At 66.9% G+C, this 16,123-nt stretch carries 15 protein-coding genes; 3 read left to right on the forward strand and 12 right to left on the reverse strand.

Annotation, left to right across the window (positions count from 1 at the left end):
• Positions 1-8 precede the first annotated feature (8 nt).
• The 5 genes from NG697_RS04450 to tdh all read right to left on the reverse strand — a co-directional run bounded on the left by NG697_RS04450 (position 9) and on the right by tdh (position 5,566).
• The gene (locus NG697_RS04450; protein ID WP_252599968.1) at positions 9-797 is read right to left on the reverse strand and encodes a DeoR/GlpR family DNA-binding transcription regulator; all 789 of its coding nucleotides are present in this window, start codon (positions 795-797) and stop codon (positions 9-11) included.
• A 95-nt stretch (positions 798-892) separates the two neighbouring features.
• On the reverse strand, positions 893-2,104 hold the full coding sequence (hutI, locus tag NG697_RS04455) for an imidazolonepropionase (protein WP_252599967.1): 1,212 nt from the start codon (positions 2,102-2,104) through the stop codon (positions 893-895).
• A gap of 12 nt (positions 2,105-2,116) precedes the next feature.
• On the reverse strand, positions 2,117-3,247 hold the full coding sequence (locus tag NG697_RS04460; protein WP_252613690.1) for an NAD(P)/FAD-dependent oxidoreductase: 1,131 nt from the start codon (positions 3,245-3,247) through the stop codon (positions 2,117-2,119).
• Between the two features lie 67 nt (positions 3,248-3,314).
• The gene (locus NG697_RS04465; protein ID WP_252613691.1) at positions 3,315-4,511 is read right to left on the reverse strand and encodes a glycine C-acetyltransferase; all 1,197 of its coding nucleotides are present in this window, start codon (positions 4,509-4,511) and stop codon (positions 3,315-3,317) included.
• A gap of 8 nt (positions 4,512-4,519) precedes the next feature.
• On the reverse strand, positions 4,520-5,566 hold the full coding sequence (gene tdh, locus NG697_RS04470) for an L-threonine 3-dehydrogenase (RefSeq protein WP_252599964.1): 1,047 nt from the start codon (positions 5,564-5,566) through the stop codon (positions 4,520-4,522).
• 134 nt (positions 5,567-5,700) lie between these two features.
• On the opposite strand from tdh, the gene NG697_RS04475 reads away from it, so the two are divergent.
• Positions 5,701-6,612 (forward strand): LysR family transcriptional regulator, encoded by a 912-nt coding sequence (locus NG697_RS04475; RefSeq protein ID WP_058929561.1) that lies wholly within the window; start codon positions 5,701-5,703, stop codon positions 6,610-6,612.
• A gap of 57 nt (positions 6,613-6,669) precedes the next feature.
• On the opposite strand, the gene NG697_RS04480 is transcribed toward NG697_RS04475, so the two are convergent.
• The 5 genes from NG697_RS04480 to NG697_RS04500 form a co-directional block, all read right to left on the reverse strand.
• On the reverse strand, positions 6,670-7,290 hold the full coding sequence (locus NG697_RS04480) for a hypothetical protein (RefSeq protein WP_252599962.1): 621 nt from the start codon (positions 7,288-7,290) through the stop codon (positions 6,670-6,672).
• A gap of 193 nt (positions 7,291-7,483) precedes the next feature.
• Complete coding sequence (gatB, locus tag NG697_RS04485) at positions 7,484-8,992, reverse strand: Asp-tRNA(Asn)/Glu-tRNA(Gln) amidotransferase subunit GatB (RefSeq protein WP_252599961.1); 1,509 nt, start codon at positions 8,990-8,992, stop codon at positions 7,484-7,486.
• Positions 8,992-10,551 carry an Asp-tRNA(Asn)/Glu-tRNA(Gln) amidotransferase subunit GatA gene (gene gatA / locus NG697_RS04490; protein WP_252599960.1) on the reverse strand — a complete coding sequence of 520 codons (1,560 nt, stop codon included), beginning with the start codon at positions 10,549-10,551 and terminating at the stop codon, positions 8,992-8,994. Before gatA ends, gatB begins: the two co-directional genes overlap by 1 nt.
• A gap of 2 nt (positions 10,552-10,553) precedes the next feature.
• Positions 10,554-10,850: an Asp-tRNA(Asn)/Glu-tRNA(Gln) amidotransferase subunit GatC gene (gene gatC, locus NG697_RS04495; RefSeq protein WP_056348187.1), complete on the reverse strand. Its 297-nt coding sequence runs from the start codon at positions 10,848-10,850 to the stop codon at positions 10,554-10,556.
• Between the two features lie 145 nt (positions 10,851-10,995).
• Positions 10,996-12,498, reverse strand: a complete 1,503-nt coding sequence (locus tag NG697_RS04500; RefSeq protein WP_252599959.1) for a CitMHS family transporter — start codon at positions 12,496-12,498, stop codon at positions 10,996-10,998.
• Between the two features lie 164 nt (positions 12,499-12,662).
• Here NG697_RS04500 and NG697_RS04505 point away from each other — a divergent pair, with 164 nt between their 5' ends.
• Together NG697_RS04505 and NG697_RS04510 are read left to right on the forward strand one after the other, a co-directional pair.
• A complete protein-coding gene (locus NG697_RS04505) occupies positions 12,663-14,435 on the forward strand; it encodes a sensor histidine kinase (RefSeq protein WP_252599958.1) in 1,773 nt (590 codons plus the stop codon).
• Positions 14,428-15,090 (forward strand): response regulator, encoded by a 663-nt coding sequence (locus tag NG697_RS04510; RefSeq protein ID WP_141139938.1) that lies wholly within the window; start codon positions 14,428-14,430, stop codon positions 15,088-15,090. Before NG697_RS04505 ends, NG697_RS04510 begins: the two co-directional genes overlap by 8 nt.
• A gap of 90 nt (positions 15,091-15,180) precedes the next feature.
• Here NG697_RS04510 and NG697_RS04515 read toward each other — a convergent pair whose 3' ends face one another.
• Together NG697_RS04515 and NG697_RS04520 are read right to left on the reverse strand one after the other, a co-directional pair.
• The gene (locus tag NG697_RS04515) at positions 15,181-15,564 is read right to left on the reverse strand and encodes a RidA family protein (RefSeq protein WP_252613692.1); all 384 of its coding nucleotides are present in this window, start codon (positions 15,562-15,564) and stop codon (positions 15,181-15,183) included.
• A gap of 38 nt (positions 15,565-15,602) precedes the next feature.
• On the reverse strand, positions 15,603-16,115 hold the full coding sequence (locus NG697_RS04520) for a GNAT family N-acetyltransferase (protein ID WP_252607852.1): 513 nt from the start codon (positions 16,113-16,115) through the stop codon (positions 15,603-15,605).
• Positions 16,116-16,123 lie beyond the last annotated feature (8 nt).

The raw sequence follows: 16,123 nt of genomic DNA on the forward strand, positions 1-16,123 counted from the left end.
CTGGTCACTTAGTGCGGAGCCACGATCACTTCGGTGCCGTTGGCTTCGAACGCTGCCTTGTCCTCCGCGGAGATACCGGAGTCGGTGATCAGGCGGTTGAACGCGTAGCCGTCCATGGTGGCGAAGGCTCTGACGCCAACTTTGGAGGAGTCGGCCAGGACATAGGAAACCCGGGCCCGGCTGGCCAGCAGGGCATTCACTGACGCTTCACCCTCCCCCGTGTTGGTGGGGCCTACCTCGGGGTCGATGCCATTGACGCCGATGAAGGCGATGTCCATGACCACCTTTTGCATGATGATGTCGGTGTACGGGCCCACCAGTTCGTAGGAGCGGGGGTTCAGGATGCCGCCGGTCACCATGACTTTGATGTTGGGGCGGACAGCCAACTGCGCAGCGATATTGATGGCGTTGGTAACCACCGTCAGGGTGGGCTGGTTGGCGGGAGCGTTGAGGTCCTCCCGCGTTGCCAGGATCTGCGCGAGGGCCGTGCTGGTGGTGCCGCCGCAAAGCCCGATCACCGCGCCGGGTGAAATGAGCGCCGAAGCCGCCTGGGCAATCTGTTCCTTGGCTTCGGCGTGGTCGTCACGGTTGTACCGGCCGGGGAGGTCGTACGCCAGGGCGCCGGTGGTGGCTCCGCCCCGGGTGCGGGTCAGCAGCCGTCGCTTGGCCAGGCTGTCCAGATCACGCCGTGCCGTGGCCGGCGATACACCCAGCGTGCCCACGATTTCTTCCACCTCCACCTGGCCGGTTTTGGCGAGGATATCGAGGATGGCCGTCAAGCGGTCAGTGCGGGTCATGGGGGCCTCTCAGCGTCAAACAGTCACCAGAATATGACGTTATCTGATCATAACAGTTCGTAACAATCATTTTGCGTCAACAAATCGGAGTCTGGCTACCGTGCCCGCGCACCGGCCCGCCACACACCGTACGTCAGCGGCATGCCCGGGCGGTAGGCGAGGTGCGTGGCGGAGGGGGCGTTGAGCATGTGCAGGTCTGCCCGGTGCCCGACGGCGAGCGAACCCACCGCCCGTACGCCGTCGGCGTCGTGCCCTGCCTCCCGGTGCAGCGCCAGCGCGCCTCCATAGGTTCCGGCACGCACCGCTTCGTGGACGCTCAGGCGCATCTGCAGGACGGCCGTAGCCACGTTGAACGCCATGGAGCTGGTGTAGGACGTACCCGGGTTGCAGTTGGAGGCCAGCGCCACCTGCACCCCGGCGTCCAACAGTTCGCGCCCCGGGGCCAGCGGCTGCCGGGTGGAAAGATCGCACGCGGGGAGGCAGGTTGCGACGGTGCCGCGGTCCCCCGTGCCTGTGTCCGGATTCCAGGCGGACCAGCTTTCCGCCAGCGCCGCCACATCACGGGCCGACAGGTAGTTCACGTGGTCCACGCTGGCTGCCCCGAGTTCCACCGCGAGCTGCACGCCGGGACCCTCGCCGAGCTGGTTGCCGTGGACGCGGATCCCCAGCCCGGCGGCCCGGCACGCCTCCAGCACACGGCGGGACTGCTCGACGTTGAAGGCTCCTTCCTCGCAGAACACGTCCGCCCACCGGACGTAGGGCCGGACGGCGTCAAGCATGGGCCCGCAGACGAGGTCGGTGTAGGCCTCCGCATCGGTGCCCGCGGGGACCAGGTGGGCGCCCAGGTAGGTGACTTCGTCTGCGACGGTGGAGGCGATCCGGGCGATCCGGGCCTCGTGCTCAATGTCCAGCCCGTACCCGGTCTTGGTTTCGACGTAGGTGGTGCCCTGCGATACGGCCTCGGACACGCGCGCCATCGCCAGCCGGGTGAGGTCGAAATCGGAGGCCCGCCGGGTGGCGTCCATGGTTACGGCGATGCCGCCGGCCGAATACGACTCCCCTGCCATCCGCGCCTCGAACTCCGCAGTGCGGTCGCCGGCGAAGACCAGGTGCGTGTGCGAATCCACCCAGCCCGGCAGCACGGCCCGGCCGCCGGCGTCCACGGCGTCATCGGCCGCCGGCGCATCCGCGGCGGAACCGAGCCAGGCGATCCGTTCGCCCTCGATCACCACGGCGGCATTCCTAAGGACGCGGTGTTCCAGGTCCTGGGTCATCAGCTCGGCGATATTGGTGATCAGGGTGCTCATAGGTTCCATTGTTCAGCGCCGGATGGACCAGCGCGCGGCGGCCAGCGCCTCCGCTGTCCGGGATGCCGGATGGTGGGCCGCGCCGGAACTGTGCCCGGCGCTGTGCCCGGCGCCCTGTCCTGCCAGGATTTGCGCGGCGGCGAGCTCCGCCATGGCCGATGAGGTCTGGAAACCGTAACCGCCCTGACCGGCAAGCCAGTAGAACCCTGGGGCTTCGGCGTCGAAACCGGCTACCGGGACGCCGTCGGCTGCCTCGGTCCGGAGCCCCGTCCATGCGCTCCGTACTCCGCGGATTCCCAACGTGGTCAGCTGGTTGAGCCTCACGATCAGCCGCTCGATATCGCCGGGCCGCGGCCGGGCGTCCTCCGGTCCGCTGGGCACCGTTTCCGACGGCGAGATCAGCACGTGCTCCCCCTCGCGGCGGAAGTAGAACGAGTTGTCCGCTGCCGCCACCATGGGGCTGTGCTCGGGCAAGGGACGTTTGACGTCGACAACTGCCGCAGTGCGCCGGTACGGCTGCAGCCCAAGTTTCTCCACCCCGCTGATCACCGCGATTTCATCAGCCCAGGCGCCCGCCGCGTTGACCAGCACCCCGGCTTCGAAAGCTTCCTGCCCGGCGCCGATCTCCCAGCCCGAGCCCAGCCGCTGGGCGGAATGTACGCGGGCCCCAGTGACGATGTCGGCGCCGGCGGCCTCAGCCCGATGCCGGTGGTCGGCCAGCAGCAGCGGGGCGTTGCAGCCGAAGGAACCGGTGTCCAGGCCTGCGGCGGAGAAGGACCCGGCGACCAGCGCAGGGCACAGCTCCATTGCCCGTTCATGCGTGATGGCATTCATGTGGCCGCTGGCCTCGGCGCGGACGGATTCCTCGGTGCCGATGAGCATAAAACTCCGCAGCGTCAGGACAGGTTCCGGCAGTTGCGCGTCCCGGGCCGCCATCAGCTCCAGGGTCCGGACTGTGAGCTCCTGGACCACCTCAGGGCCGTAACTCGGGATCAGTTGGCGGGCGGAGCGGGAGGACGTGTGGTACGCCAACTCCTGCTCCGCTTCCACCAGCGCCACGCCGCAACTGCCCGCGAGCGCGGACGCCAGGGACAGGCCGGCGATGCCGCCGCCCACAATCAGAACGTCGTAGTGTGCTGCCATGGCTCCATCCTTGCAGAGTTGCCCTGCGGCCGCGCCGGGCACCCGCCAGGGGTTTAGCCCGGCTGGGTTAGCCTGCTACCGCCGCACGGCTGGCGACAAAGGCAGCCACGCATGCTTCGACGTCGTCCGCTGAGTGCGACGCTGAAAGCTGCACGCGGATCCGGGCGGCGCCGCGCGGGACCACCGGGAAACTGAACGCGGTGACGAAGACGCCGTGCTGGAGCATCTGGTCCGCCACCTTGGCGGCCATCACGGCATCCCCGAACATCACGGGAACAATCGCGTGTTCGCCGTCCAGGAGTTCGAAGCCCTCCTCCGTCATCCGGCGGCGGAACAGCCGGGCATTCTCGAACAGCCGGGTCCGCAGGTCACCGGAGTTCTCCACCAGGTCAAGCGCCTTGATGGTCGCGGCGACGATCGCGGGGGCCAGGGAGTTGGAGAACAGGTACGGTCGCGCTTTCTGGCGGAGCATGGCCACCACTTCGCTGCGGCCGGACACGTAGCCGCCGGACGCGCCGCCCAGGGCCTTGCCGAACGTTCCGGTGTAGATGTCCACGCGCCGGGACACGCCTGCGTGCTCCGGGGTTCCTGCACCGGTGGCACCCATAAAGCCGACGGCGTGGGAATCGTCCACCATCACCAGGGCGTCGTGCATCTCGGCGAGGTCGCAGATGGCTTCCAACGGTGCCAGGTAGCCGTCCATGGAGAACACACCGTCGGTGACAATGATCTTGCGCCGGGCATCCTTCGCCTCAACGAGCCTGGCCTCGAGCTCCGCCATGTCCTGGTTCGCGTAGCGGAACCGCTGGGCCTTGCAGAGCCGGATGCCGTCGATGATGGAGGCGTGGTTGAGGGCGTCGGAGATGATGGCGTCCTCAGGGCCGAAGAGGGATTCGAAGACGCCGCCGTTGGCATCAAAGCAGCTGGAGAACAGGATGGTGTCCTCCGTGCCGAGGAACCTGGAAACCCTGGCTTCCAGCTCCAGGTGCAGGTCCTGGGTGCCGCAGATGAAGCGGACGCTGGCCATGCCGAAGCCCCGCGAGTCCATGGCCTGTTTTGCCGCGGCGATGATGTCCGGGTGGTCCGCAAGGCCCAGGTAGTTGTTGGCGCAGAAGTTCAGGACGGTGGCGCCGGGCTGGCCGATCTGCCCTGCCGTGATGTGGCTGGACTGCGGGGAGTTGATGCTGCGTTCGGTTTTGAAGAGTCCGGCGGTGCGGATGTCGTCCAGCTCAGCCTGCAGCTGGTCCTTGATGGAGGTGTACATGGTGCTCCTTAGAGTTCGGTCCAGTCGAGGACAACTTTTCCGCCGACGCCGGCGCGGGCGGTGGCGAAGCCTTTTTCCCATTCTGCGGCGGGCAGCTTGTCCGTCACTACCGCTGAGATGCCGGCGTGCAGCACGGGGTTGGAGGAGAGCATGGCGCTCATGGCGTACCACGTCTCATACATTTCGCGGCCGTAGATGCCCTTCAGCGTCAGCATGTGCGTGACCACTTTGCCCCAGTCGATGGTGATGTCCTGGCTGGGCAGGCCGAGCATGGCAATGCGGCCGCCGTGGTTCATGTTGTTGATCATCTCAGGCAGCGCGGTGGGGTGGCCGGACATTTCCATGCCGATGTCGAAGCCCTCGCGCATGCCGAGTTCACGCTGGGCATCCTTGACGCGCGTGGTGGAGACGTCGATGGTGAGGTCCACGCCGAGCTGGCGTGCAAGCTCGAGCCGTGGCTGGGAGACATCGGTGATGGCGATCTTGCGCGCCCCGGCGTGGCGGGCCACGGCGATGGCCATCAGGCCGATGGGTCCTGCCCCGGTGATGAGCACGTCCTCGCCCACCAGCGGGAAGCTGAGGGCGGTGTGCACGGCGTTGCCGAACGGATCGAAAATCGCGCCGAGTTCCGGTGTGATGGAGGGGTCATGGTGAACCCAGACGTTGGTCTCGGGGATGACCACGTACTCGGCGAAGGCGCCGTCCCTCTGCACACCGACGCTGACGGTGTGGATGCACATGTGGCGGCGGCCTGCGCGGCAGTTCCGGCAGATCCCGCAGACCACGTGGCCTTCGCCGGATACGCGGTCCCCCACTTTGACGTCGCGGACGCCGTCGCCGATTTCCACCACTTCACCGTAGAACTCATGGCCGGCGATGAGGGGTGCCTCGATCATGCTCTGGGCCCAGGCGTCCCAGGACTGGATGTGCAGGTCGGTGCCGCAGATCCCGGTGGTTATGACCCGGATCTTGACGTCGTTGGGGCCGGCCTCGGGCTCGGGCCGGTCAACCAGCTCGAACCCGGCGTGTGCACCGGACTTGTAGAGTGCCTTCATTGGCTTCCTGACTGTTGGCAGCGCCCGCGGCCAGCGGGTGTGGTCTCCCTTCATTAGAGCCATTTCGAAGCATTAGCACAAGCAGAATTCTCTCAATCGACGATGAAGTGTTCTCTAATGCATAGACTGGGCGGATGGAAATTCATCAGCTGGAAATCCTCCGCGAACTCGGAGCCCTGGGCAGCGTGAAGGCGGTGGCGGAGACGCTGATGGTCACGCCCTCCGCGGTGTCCCAGCAACTGGCACTCCTGCAGCGCAATGTTGAGGTTCCGCTGACCCGGAAGGAGGGCCGCAACCTGGTGTTGACCGAGGCCGGGCAGGTGCTCGCCGACGCCGGTGCCGCCGTCGTCAGTGCCATGGCGGACGCCCGGACAGCCATCGGCGCCTATCACGGCTCGCCGGTGGGCACCGTGACCATCAGCGGTTTCCACAGCGCGGGGCAGGCGCTGTTCGCGCCGCTCGCGCGCATGCTGGACGCGCCCGGCCAGCCGCGGATCCAGCTTTCCGACGAGGACGTGGCGCAGCAGGACTTCCCGGCGCTGACGGCGCGGTACGACCTGGTGCTGGCGCACCGGATGGACCACAGCCCGCGCTGGCCGGAGGAGCGTGTTGCGGTGATTCCGCTGGCGCACGAACCGCTGGATGTTGCGTTGCCGGCTGACCATCGCTTGGCCCGCCAGGGCACTCTCACCGCGGCCGACGTCGTGGGCGAACCTTGGGTGACCAGCCACACCGGATACTCCCCCGCCGACGTCCTGTCCGCCGTCGCGGCCGTCTCCAGCAAGGAACTGAACATCGTCCACCGGATCAACGACTACTCCACCGTGGCCGCGCTGGTGGCGGCGGGGGGTGTGGTGGGCCTGCTGCCGCGGCATACGGCGCGGCCCGTGCTCAACCCCGGCATTGTGCTGCGGCCGCTGGAGGGCATCAGCACCCGGCGGCGGATCGACATCCTGGCCCGGCCGGAGAACCTGAAACGCCGCTCTGTGATGATTGTGTGCGAGGCGCTGCAGGCGATCATGACCGGGCTGGTGGAGCAGGGCTAACCCAACTGAGTAGCACTAACTGTCGTTTTCAGGGCTCAGAACGACAGTTGGCGCTACTTACTTGGTGGCAAGCCGCTTGGCGTGGCCGAGGCCCTTGCCCAGCCCGTGGCCGTGCCCCTTGCCCATTCCTTTTCCGATGCCCAGGCCCGGACCGGTGCCGGCGCCCTCCACGATCTGCCGGGCGGTGGCGTTGTCACCGTTCTTCACGCCGGAGACCCTGACGGCCTCACCCGTGGCGATTTCCGCGATGGTGACCTCTGACCGCTTCAGCCGTTTGCCGTCGTCGCCCGTTGCCGGGGAACCGTCCGCGGCCGGGGCAGGGAACTTGATGATCCTGGTCTCTGCGTTGACGGCGTAGGTCTGGGTGAAGCCGTCCTCGCTCTTGACGGTGAGCGAGGTTTCGCTGACGGCCTCCACGGTGCCCTGCTGGGTCAGCACGGTTTCGAACGTCCCGTCCGCCTTCTTCACCACACTTTCACTGTGCAGGTGCTGCGGGCGCTGGGCCTTGGCCGGCTTCTCCTGGCCTTTAGCCTTGTCCGATTTCCCCGGTTCGGAGGCTGACGGCGACGGCGTGTCTGTAGCGGACCAGGCGATGGCGACTCCTGTGCCTGTCAGCGCCAACGCCACCACGCCGGCCAGCAGCGCCTTGCGGATTCTCAAAGATTCTTGGACCGACATGGCCATTCCTCCCACAGCACGGGCAGGGCTCCGGCGCCCTGGATCTTCAGTGTAGAACCGGCAAGCCCCGCTGAACACGGGTACTTTTTCGCGCGGATGCGAGTACTTGAACGCCAAACTGGGTCGCAGTAGATGTCGTTATGAGCGCTCATAACGACATCTACTGCGACCCCGATGGGTTAAATCAGGTGGCTTAGCCCTCGACGCCGAGCTTCGAGAGGATCAGCTCCTTGACGCGGCCGGCGTCGGCCTGGCCTCGGGTGGCCTTCATAACGCCGCCGACGATCGCGCCGATCGCCTGGAGTTTGCCGGCGCGAATCTTGTCCGCGACGTCAGGCTGCGCGGCGAGGGCTGCATCGATGGCTTCCAGGAGGGGGCCGTCGTCGGAAACTACGGCGAGGCCGCGCTTCTCCACGATCTCCGCCGGGGTGCCTTCACCGGCGAGCACGCCGTCCAGTACTTCGGTGGCCATCTTGTTGTTGATCTTGCCGTCCTCGACCATCCGGTTCAGCTCCACGATAGTGGCGGGCTGGACGCCCAGCTGGCCGGGATCGACGTCGGCGTTCTTGGCGCGGCCAACGATCTCGCCCATCCACCACTTACGGGCGACGGTGGCTGTGGCGCCGGCAGCGATGGTTTCCTCGATCTCATCCATAACGCCGGCGTTGACGACGTCGCGGAATTCCAGGTCCGAGTAGCCCCAGTCCGACTGCAGCCGCTTGCGGCGGGCCGCCGGCGGCTCGGGCAGCGTGGCGCGGAGTTCCTCCACCCATTCGCGGGAGGCGACGATCGGAACCAGGTCGGGCTCCGGGAAGTAGCGGTAGTCATCGGCGTCCGACTTGGGCCGGCCCGAGGTGGTGGTGCGCGTGTCCTCGTGCCAGTGGCGGGTTTCCTGGATGATCGGGTTGCCGGCATCCAGAACGGCTGCGTGCCGCTGGATCTCGTAGCGGACGGCGTGTTCGACGGCGCGCAGCGAGTTGACGTTCTTCGTTTCGGAGCGGATGCCGAAGCGTTCGCGGCCGTGCGGGCGCAGCGAAACGTTCGCGTCGCAGCGTACGTTGCCGCGTTCCATCTTCGCGTCCGACACACCAAGGTTCTTGACGATCTCCCGGACCGCGGCCACGTAGGCCTTGGCCAGCTCCGGGGCTCGGGAACCCGCACCCTCGATGGGCTTGGTGACAATCTCCACCAGCGGAACGCCGGAGCGGTTGTAGTCCACCAGCGAGAAGTCGGCACCCTGGATGCGGCCGGCGGCCCCGCCCATGTGCGTGAGCTTGCCGGCGTCCTCTTCCATGTGGGCGCGCTCGATCTCCACGCGGAAGATGGTCCCGTCCGAGAGTTCGATGTCCAGGTAGCCGTCGTACGCGATGGGGTCCTCGTACTGTGACGTCTGGAAGTTTTTAGGAGTGTCCGGATAGAAGTACTGCTTCCGGGCGAACGTGCAGGATTCAGCGATCTTGCAGTTCAGGGCAAGGCCGATCTTGATCGAGGACTCGATCGCGACCCTGTTCACTACCGGCAGCACGCCGGGCATGCCCAGGTCCACCTCGTTGACGTTGGTGTTCGGCTCATCGCCGAAGACGTTGGGCGCGGAGGAGAACATCTTGGACTTGGTGTTGAGTTCCACGTGGACCTCAAAACCCAGGACGGGATCGTACTTCTCCATGGCCTCTTCGAAGCTCAGGGTTGCGTCAGTGCTCATTATTTTGCCTCCTTGGCTGCTACAAGGGTCTCGACCAACGCAGGGGCCTTATCCAGGAGCGGGCCGCCCCACTGTGCCTCAAGCAGGGATTCCAGGACCGCGCCTACCCGGTAGAGCCGGGCATCCTCGCGGGCCGGAGCCAGCAGCTGGATGCCGACGGGAAGGCCGTCCTCGTCTGCCAGGCCGCCGGGCAGGGTCAGCCCGGGCACGCCTGCCAGGTTGGCGGGGATGGTGGCGACGTCATTGAGGTACATCGCCAGCGGATCATTCAGTTTCTCCCCAAGCTTGAACGCCGTGGTGGGCGCCGTGGGGGAGATCAGGACGTCGGCCTGCGCGAACGCGGCCTCGAAGTCACGCTGCACCAAGGTGCGGACCTTCTGGGCAGACCCGTAGTACGCGTCGTAGTAGCCGGCGCTCAGCGCGTAGGTACCCAGGATGATGCGGCGCTTGACTTCGTCGCCGAAGCCGGCGGCGCGCGTGGCTCCCATAACGCGTTCGATGGTCATGGGCCCGTCCTTGGGCAGGACGCGCAGGCCGTACCGGACGCCGTCGAACTTTGCCAGGTTGGAGGAGGCTTCGGACGGCATGATCAGGTAGTAGGCGCCGAGGGCGTACTGGAAGTTGGGGCAGGACACCTCAACAATTTCCGCGCCGGCCTGCTTCAGCAGTTCCAGGGATTCGTTGAAGCGGTTCTCGACGCCGGCCTGGTAGCCCTCGCCGTGGAGTTCCTTGATGATGCCGATCCGCATGCCTTCGACGTTGCCCACGCGGGCAGCGGCGACGAGGTCTGCCAGGGGGTCGGGCAGGGACGTGGAGTCAAAGGGATCATGCCCGCCGATGACCTGGTGCAGCAGCGCCGAGTCCAGGACGGTGCGGGAAACCGGGCCGATCTGGTCCAGCGAGGAAGCCATCGCGATGGCACCGTAGCGGGAAACGCCGCCGTAGGTGGGCTTGACTCCCACGGTGCCGGTGACGGCGCCGGGCTGGCGGATGGACCCGCCGGTGTCCGTGCCGAGCGCCAGCGGGGCCTCAAAAGCAGCAACGGCCGCGGCCGAACCGCCGCCGGAGCCCCCGGGGATCCGGTCCAGGTCCCATGGGTTGCGGGTGGGGCCGTAGGCGGAGTGCTCGGTGGAGGACCCCATGGCGAATTCGTCCAGGTTGGTCTTGCCCAGGATGGGCATTTTGGCGGCACGGAGGCGCTTGACCACCGTGGCGTCATAGGGGCTGTGCCAGCCCTCGAGGATCTTGGAGCCTGCCGTGGTGGGCTGGCCGATGGTGACGATGAGGTCCTTGACCGCGATCGGCACGCCGGCGAGTACGTGGAGTTCCTCGGCCGCGGCACCGCCGGCGGCGCGGATGGCGTCCACCTCGGCGGCGACGGCGAGCGCTTCCTCCGTGTTGACGTGCAGGAACGCGTTCACGCCGCGTTCGCCGCCGTCGACAGCTGCGATCCGGTCCAGGTACGCCTGCGTGACCTCGACGGAGGTGACCTCGCCCGCGGCCAGCATGCCGGCCAGCTGCGCGGCGGACAGGCGGATGAGTTCGTTGGTGTCAGTCATGGTTATGCCTCATCCAGGATTGCCGGGACCTTGAAGCGGTTCTCATCGGAATCCGGAGCCCCCGAGAGTGCCTGCTCCGCGGTGAAAGTGTGGCCCACAACGTCCTCGCGGAACACGTTGGTCAGCGGGATCGGGTGGGAGGTTGCCGGGACGTCATCACCGGCGGCTTCACTCACGGACTTCACTGAATCAACGATGACGGCGAGTTCGCCGGCCATCCTGTCCAGCTCTTCAGCACTCATCTCGATGTGAGCGAGCTGCGCGAGGTGCGCAACATCGTCACGGTTGATCGCAGCCATGGATCTCCCCTGCAAGTTCGGATTGTTTTCCGAACCAGTCTAGTGGGGAAACGTCAGTGCCCGTCTGACGACCCCCAGCGGGCGTCAGACGGGCACCTCGGTGCCGTGGTCCCGGTCACGGGGACCGGCCACAGGCAGCTACAGACTAACCGATCCCGATGGCTCCCGTCAGCATTCCCGCACCCAACATGACGAGGGAAACCACTGCGGTGCGCCACAGGACCTTTTTGTGGTGGTCGCCGAGGTCCACCTTGGCCAGCGAAACCAGCAGCAGGATGGCCGGAACCAGCGGGCTCTGCAGGTGGAAGGGCTGGCCGGTGATGGAGGCACGCGCCATCTCCGCGGCGCTGATCCCGTAGTGTGCGGCGGTCTCGCTGAGCACGGGCAGGACGCCGAAGTAGAAGGCGTCGTTGCTCATGAAGAACGTCATGGGGATGCTGAGGACGCCGGTGATGACGGCCAGGAACGGTCCCATTTCGGTCGGGATGATCTGGACCAGCCACGCGGACATGGCCTCCACCATTCCGGTGCCGGTCAGGACACCGGTCAGGACTGCGGCCGCCATCACCATGCTCACCACGGCCACGATGGACGAGGAGTGGGCCACGAGCTGCGCGCCCTGTTCCTTGACGTTGGGGAAGTTCACGACCAGCGCGATGGCCGACCCGACCATAAAGACGAACGGCAGCGGGACGAGATCGGCCACGAGCATCACCATCACGGCGACCGTCAGGCCAAGGTTGAACCAGAACAGTTTCGGGCGGAGCGTGGAGCGGTTGGGGTCCAGGGCGGTGTCGGCCAGCCCGCCGTCCTGTTCGTCCACCAGCGTTTCGGTGCGTTCCAGGACAGCCACTGACGAACCTTCCGGAGAGTAGCCGCCGACGGCGGGACTTCCGGTTCCGGGGGTACGTGACCCACTGCGGCCGGTACCGGCGGAGGCAGCGGCGGTGCCGCCGTCGGAAGCGCCGCCGTCGAACTTTTCGGCAGTGAACGGCTCTGCCGTGTCCGGCGTTCCCCAGATTTCCGGTTCAGTGGCGCGGAGGCGGTTGCGTTCCTGCAGGCCCAGGAGCCAGGCGAAGCCGAAGACCACTACCAGGCCGGCGATGAGGGACGGGATCATCGGGACAAAAACGTCGTTGACGTCCAGGTGGAGCGCGGTGGCGGCGCGGGCAGTAGGACCGCCCCACGGCAGGATGTTCATGGTGCCGTTGGCCAGGCCGGCCACGCACGTGAGGACAACAGGGCTCATCTTCAGGCGCAGGTAGACCGGCAGCATGGCGGCGGTGGTGAGGATGAAGGTCGTGGAGCCGTCGCCGTCCAGGGAGACTGCGGCCGCCAGGATCGCGGTGCCGAGCACCACCTTGGCGGGGTCATTGCCGAGCTTGCGGAGGATGAACTTCACCAGCGGGTCGAACAGCCCGACGTCGATCATCAGGCCGAAGTAGATGATGGCGAACATCAGGAGTGCCGCCGTGGACGTCATGGACTTCATTGACTCCAGGACCATGTCCCCAATGCCCAGTCCGGCGCCTGCGAAGAGGCCAAAAACGGTGGGGACGATGATCAGCGCCAGTACTGGCGTCAACTTCTTCGTCATGATCAGCACCATGAATACCGCGATCATTGCGAATCCAAGTAATACCAGCACGGCCGGCTCCTTCTTGTGAACAACGCCACCGCAGTGTGACGCGTGCTACAGACATTAGGGTGGCGGGCGTCACGGCCGTGCCTTTGGCTCAATTGATTGGCATACTGCTTATTCCGAGCATTTTGCGCATTGTGCTCACACCCGGGCCCGAGGAAGGGAGGACCATGCCACGTTCTGCACGCACACCGCCTTTGCGGTTCTCCACGCAGACCCTCCTCCTTCAGCTGGGCGTGGTCCTGCTGGTGGTGCTGCTCAGCGCCGCCGTCCACGCCTGGCTGACCTACGACCGGGTGGGCCGCGAGGCGGAAAACCAGGCCCTGACGCTGGCCCGCGCCGTCGCCGCGGATCCCTCCGTGCAGGCTGACGTGCTGGCCATCAGCGCGGGCGCGGGCACTCCCCCGCCTGCCGTGCTCCGCGGCGGCCCGCTGATGGCAGCCGCCGAGGCGATCCGGACCCGGACCGGGGCACTGTTTGTGGTGATCACCGACGAAACCGGCCTGCGCCTGGCGCACCCGGATCCGGACCGGCTGGGCGAGAAAGTCAGCACCGACCCGTCCGAGGCCCTCGCCGGCCAGGAGGTCACCACCAGGAACACCGGGACACTGGGCCCGTCTGCCGGCGCCAAGGTTCCTGTTTACGCACCCGGCACTGGCACGGGCACCGTCGTGGGCGAGGTCAGCGTTGGGTACTCCATGGAGAGCGTGGGCCAAAGCGTTGCGCGCGACATCGGCCCGGTGGGGCTGACCGCCGCAGGTGCGCTGTTGGCTGGCGTGCTGGCCTCGTTCCTGCTGCGGCGCCGGCTCCAGCGTCTAACGCTGGGGCTGGAGCCCGAGGAAATCAGCACGCTGGTCCACGACCAGGTGGCTGTGCTGCAGGGCGTGGACGACGGCGTCATCGGCGTTTCGGCCGACGGCAGGATCAGCGTGTTCAACGCAGCCGCGCAGCGCCTTTTGGAGCAGCCGGACCTTTCCGGGACGCCGTGGGCCAAAGCTCCTGTGCCCGAGCAGCTCAGGGCGTTGACCCGGCCGGACGCTGCGGAGGCGGACGCCATCGAACTGGTAGCCGGCGGCAGTGTCCTGGTGGCCAGCGCGCGCAAGGCCCTGCATCGAAGCGAGGACCTGGGCTGGGTGGTGATGCTCCGGGACCGCACCGAACTCCAGCAGCTCACCCGGCAACTCGACGCCGTGGGCACCATGTCCACGGCCCTGCGCGCCCAGCGCCACGAATTCGCCAACCAGCTGCACACCATCACCGGCCTCATGAGCATCGGGCAACACCAACAGGCCCGCGAGTACCTGGCCGGGCTGGCCGCCACGGGGCCGCTGAAGTTCCCGGTGGACCAGGCGGAACTGTTGCAGGACCCCTACCTGCAGGCCTTTGTGGGTGCCAAAGGTGTGGAGGCCGACGAGCGCGACGTGACGCTGCGGATCGGCCCCGAAACCCTGGTCCGCGGCCAGGTCACCGAGCCGCAGGACGTGACCACCGTACTGGGCAACCTGATCGACAACGCGGTGAACGCCGCCGTCGCCGGCTCCTCCCCGGACCGCTGGGTGGAGCTGGAGGTGCTGGATGAACCGCACGACGACGGCGGGACGCTGCACATCGTCGTCGCCGATTCCGGCGACGGGCTGGCCGCCGGGACGGACGCGGAAGCGGTCTTCGCCGAGGGATTTACGACGGCGGCTGGCCCAGTAGTGCCGGCTCCGGCGGCTGCCGGTGGAAGGAGTGGCGGGCGGAGTGGCGGGCAGGGGCTGGGCCTGGCCCTGGCCCGGAAGCTGGCCCGGCGCCGCGGCGGGGACGTCCGCCTGCTGGAGCCGGGGACACCGGGCGGACCCGGTGCCGTGTTTATGGCTTCCCTGCCACGCACAACGGCCGGGACCACCGCCGGGACACCTGCGGGGACCCAGGATTCAGCTGGAAAGGACAATGATGCCTGAGGATTTCAGGGTGCTGATTGTGGACGACGATTTCCACGTGGCCAAGCTGCACGCAACGTATGTGGATTCGGTGGCGGGATTCCTGGCGCTGGCGCCGGTGGGGTCGGCGTCCCTGGCGCTGCAGGCGATCCACAGCCTCCGCCCGGACCTGGTGCTGCTGGATGTCTACCTGCCGGATGCCTCAGGCCTCGACCTGCTGCAGCAGCTGGACGTGGACACCATGATCCTCAGTGCCGCATCGGACGCCGAGTCGCTGCGGAAAGCGTTCCGCCGCGGCGCCCTCGGGTACCTGTTGAAGCCCTTTACGGCCGAGTCGCTCTCGCAGCAGCTACGTTCGTATGCCCGGTACCGCAGGCTGCTGGGCCAGCCCGGGGCCCTGGACCAGGGGTCCGTGGAGCGGGCCAAACGGGCGCTGATCCCGGGGGACGTGACGCCGGCGGCCAAACCCCGCTCCGCCACCGAGGCCGCGGTGTTGGAATCGCTGGTTGCCGGCGAACAGTATTCGGCGGTGGAAGTGGCCACCCGCGTGGGGGTTTCCCGGGCCACGGCGCAAAGGTACCTGTCCTCGCTGGCCGACGACGGCGCCGTCGACATCCAACTGCGCTACGGAACCACCGGACGCCCGGAACACCGCTACAGCCTCCCGCCGGCCTGAGGCCCCACCCCTTGAGCGCGAACGGACACTTGGGGCCCGGAATCCAGGGCCCCAAGTGTCCGTTCGCGCGCGGGGGTGCGGGCGGATGCGCTAGCTGGCGCTCTTCTGGGCCACGAGCTCGATTTCGACGAGCATCTTCGGGTCAAGGAACGGCAGGACGTGCACGAGGGCCAGCGTGGGGCGGATCTCGCCGAAGACTTCGCCGTGGGCGCGGCCAGCTTCTTCCCATTTGCTGATGTCCGTCAGGTACAGCTTGGACTGGACCACGTCTTCGAAGCTGAAGCCGGCATCGGCCAGGACCGCGCCGAGCTTCTGCAGGATGTATTGGGTCTGCGTGTAGAAGTCCTCGTCCACAATGCCGTCCTCGCCGCTGGCGGCCGTGGCGGAAATATAGAGCGTGTTGTCCACCTGGACGGCACGGGAGTAGCCGAGGGTCTGCTCCCAGACGGAGCCGGTGCCGAATATTTTGCGCATGGTGGGCCTTTCAGTGCCGAAAACGAGTCGGCACCACTTTAGGTTGGCTGGATGTCAAGCCGGTAAACCAGCAGCTTTATGTCGGTGCCCGGAATCAGCCAGTCACGCTCGGGGACTCGTTTGAAGCCTGTCTTCCGGTAGAGGCCATGGGCGCTCTCCCAGGTCCCGCCGGTGGTGAGGGCCACGCCCGTGATGCCCTCCAGCGATTTCGCATGCTCAATGATGGCTTCCACCATGGCCTTGCCTGCGCCGCTGCGCTGCACCGCCGGATCCACCACCAGCATCCGGAACTCCAGCTCATCCGGCAGGGCGATGTCGGCGAACGGTTCACCTGCCAGTGCCAGCGTCACGGAACCCACCACCTGCCGGTCCCGCTCGGCAACCCAGATCGTGGCCTTTGCCGCACGTGCGGCAACATCCTGGATCTGCTGCATATAGGGATGGTCCGCGCTGTCGAAATACCCTGCTGCCAGGTACGAGTCCACGGTGATCGTGGCGATGGCCTGGAAGTCTGCCTCAACGGCCGGTCGGATGGTTATTTGCGATTGCACCTGACAAT

The sequence above is a fragment of the Pseudarthrobacter raffinosi genome (assembly GCF_023913835.1).
In the GTDB taxonomy this organism is placed as follows: Bacteria; Actinomycetota; Actinomycetes; order Actinomycetales; family Micrococcaceae; genus Arthrobacter; species Arthrobacter raffinosi.

Bases quoted from the DNA above. Each gene is read 5' to 3' on its own strand.
- NG697_RS04515 (WP_252613692.1), bottom strand. From the start codon at position 15,564: ATGCGCAAAATATTCGGCACCGGCTCCGTCTGGGAGCAGACCCTCGGC.
- NG697_RS04475 (WP_058929561.1), top strand. From the start codon at position 5,701: ATGGAAATTCATCAGCTGGAAATCCTCCGCGAACTCGGAGCCCTGGGC.
- NG697_RS04450 (WP_252599968.1), bottom strand. From the start codon at position 797: ATGACCCGCACTGACCGCTTGACGGCCATCCTCGATATCCTCGCCAAA.
- gatB (WP_252599961.1), bottom strand. From the start codon at position 8,992: ATGAGCACTGACGCAACCCTGAGCTTCGAAGAGGCCATGGAGAAGTAC.
- tdh (WP_252599964.1), bottom strand. From the start codon at position 5,566: ATGAAGGCACTCTACAAGTCCGGTGCACACGCCGGGTTCGAGCTGGTT.
- NG697_RS04480 (WP_252599962.1), bottom strand. From the start codon at position 7,290: ATGTCGGTCCAAGAATCTTTGAGAATCCGCAAGGCGCTGCTGGCCGGC.
- gatC (WP_056348187.1), bottom strand. From the start codon at position 10,850: ATGGCTGCGATCAACCGTGACGATGTTGCGCACCTCGCGCAGCTCGCT.
- gatA (WP_252599960.1), bottom strand. From the start codon at position 10,551: ATGACTGACACCAACGAACTCATCCGCCTGTCCGCCGCGCAGCTGGCC.
- NG697_RS04465 (WP_252613691.1), bottom strand. From the start codon at position 4,511: ATGTACACCTCCATCAAGGACCAGCTGCAGGCTGAGCTGGACGACATC.
- NG697_RS04460 (WP_252613690.1), bottom strand. From the start codon at position 3,247: ATGGCAGCACACTACGACGTTCTGATTGTGGGCGGCGGCATCGCCGGC.
- NG697_RS04510 (WP_141139938.1), top strand. From the start codon at position 14,428: ATGCCTGAGGATTTCAGGGTGCTGATTGTGGACGACGATTTCCACGTG.
- hutI (WP_252599967.1), bottom strand. From the start codon at position 2,104: ATGAGCACCCTGATCACCAATATCGCCGAGCTGATGACCCAGGACCTG.
- NG697_RS04505 (WP_252599958.1), top strand. From the start codon at position 12,663: ATGCCACGTTCTGCACGCACACCGCCTTTGCGGTTCTCCACGCAGACC.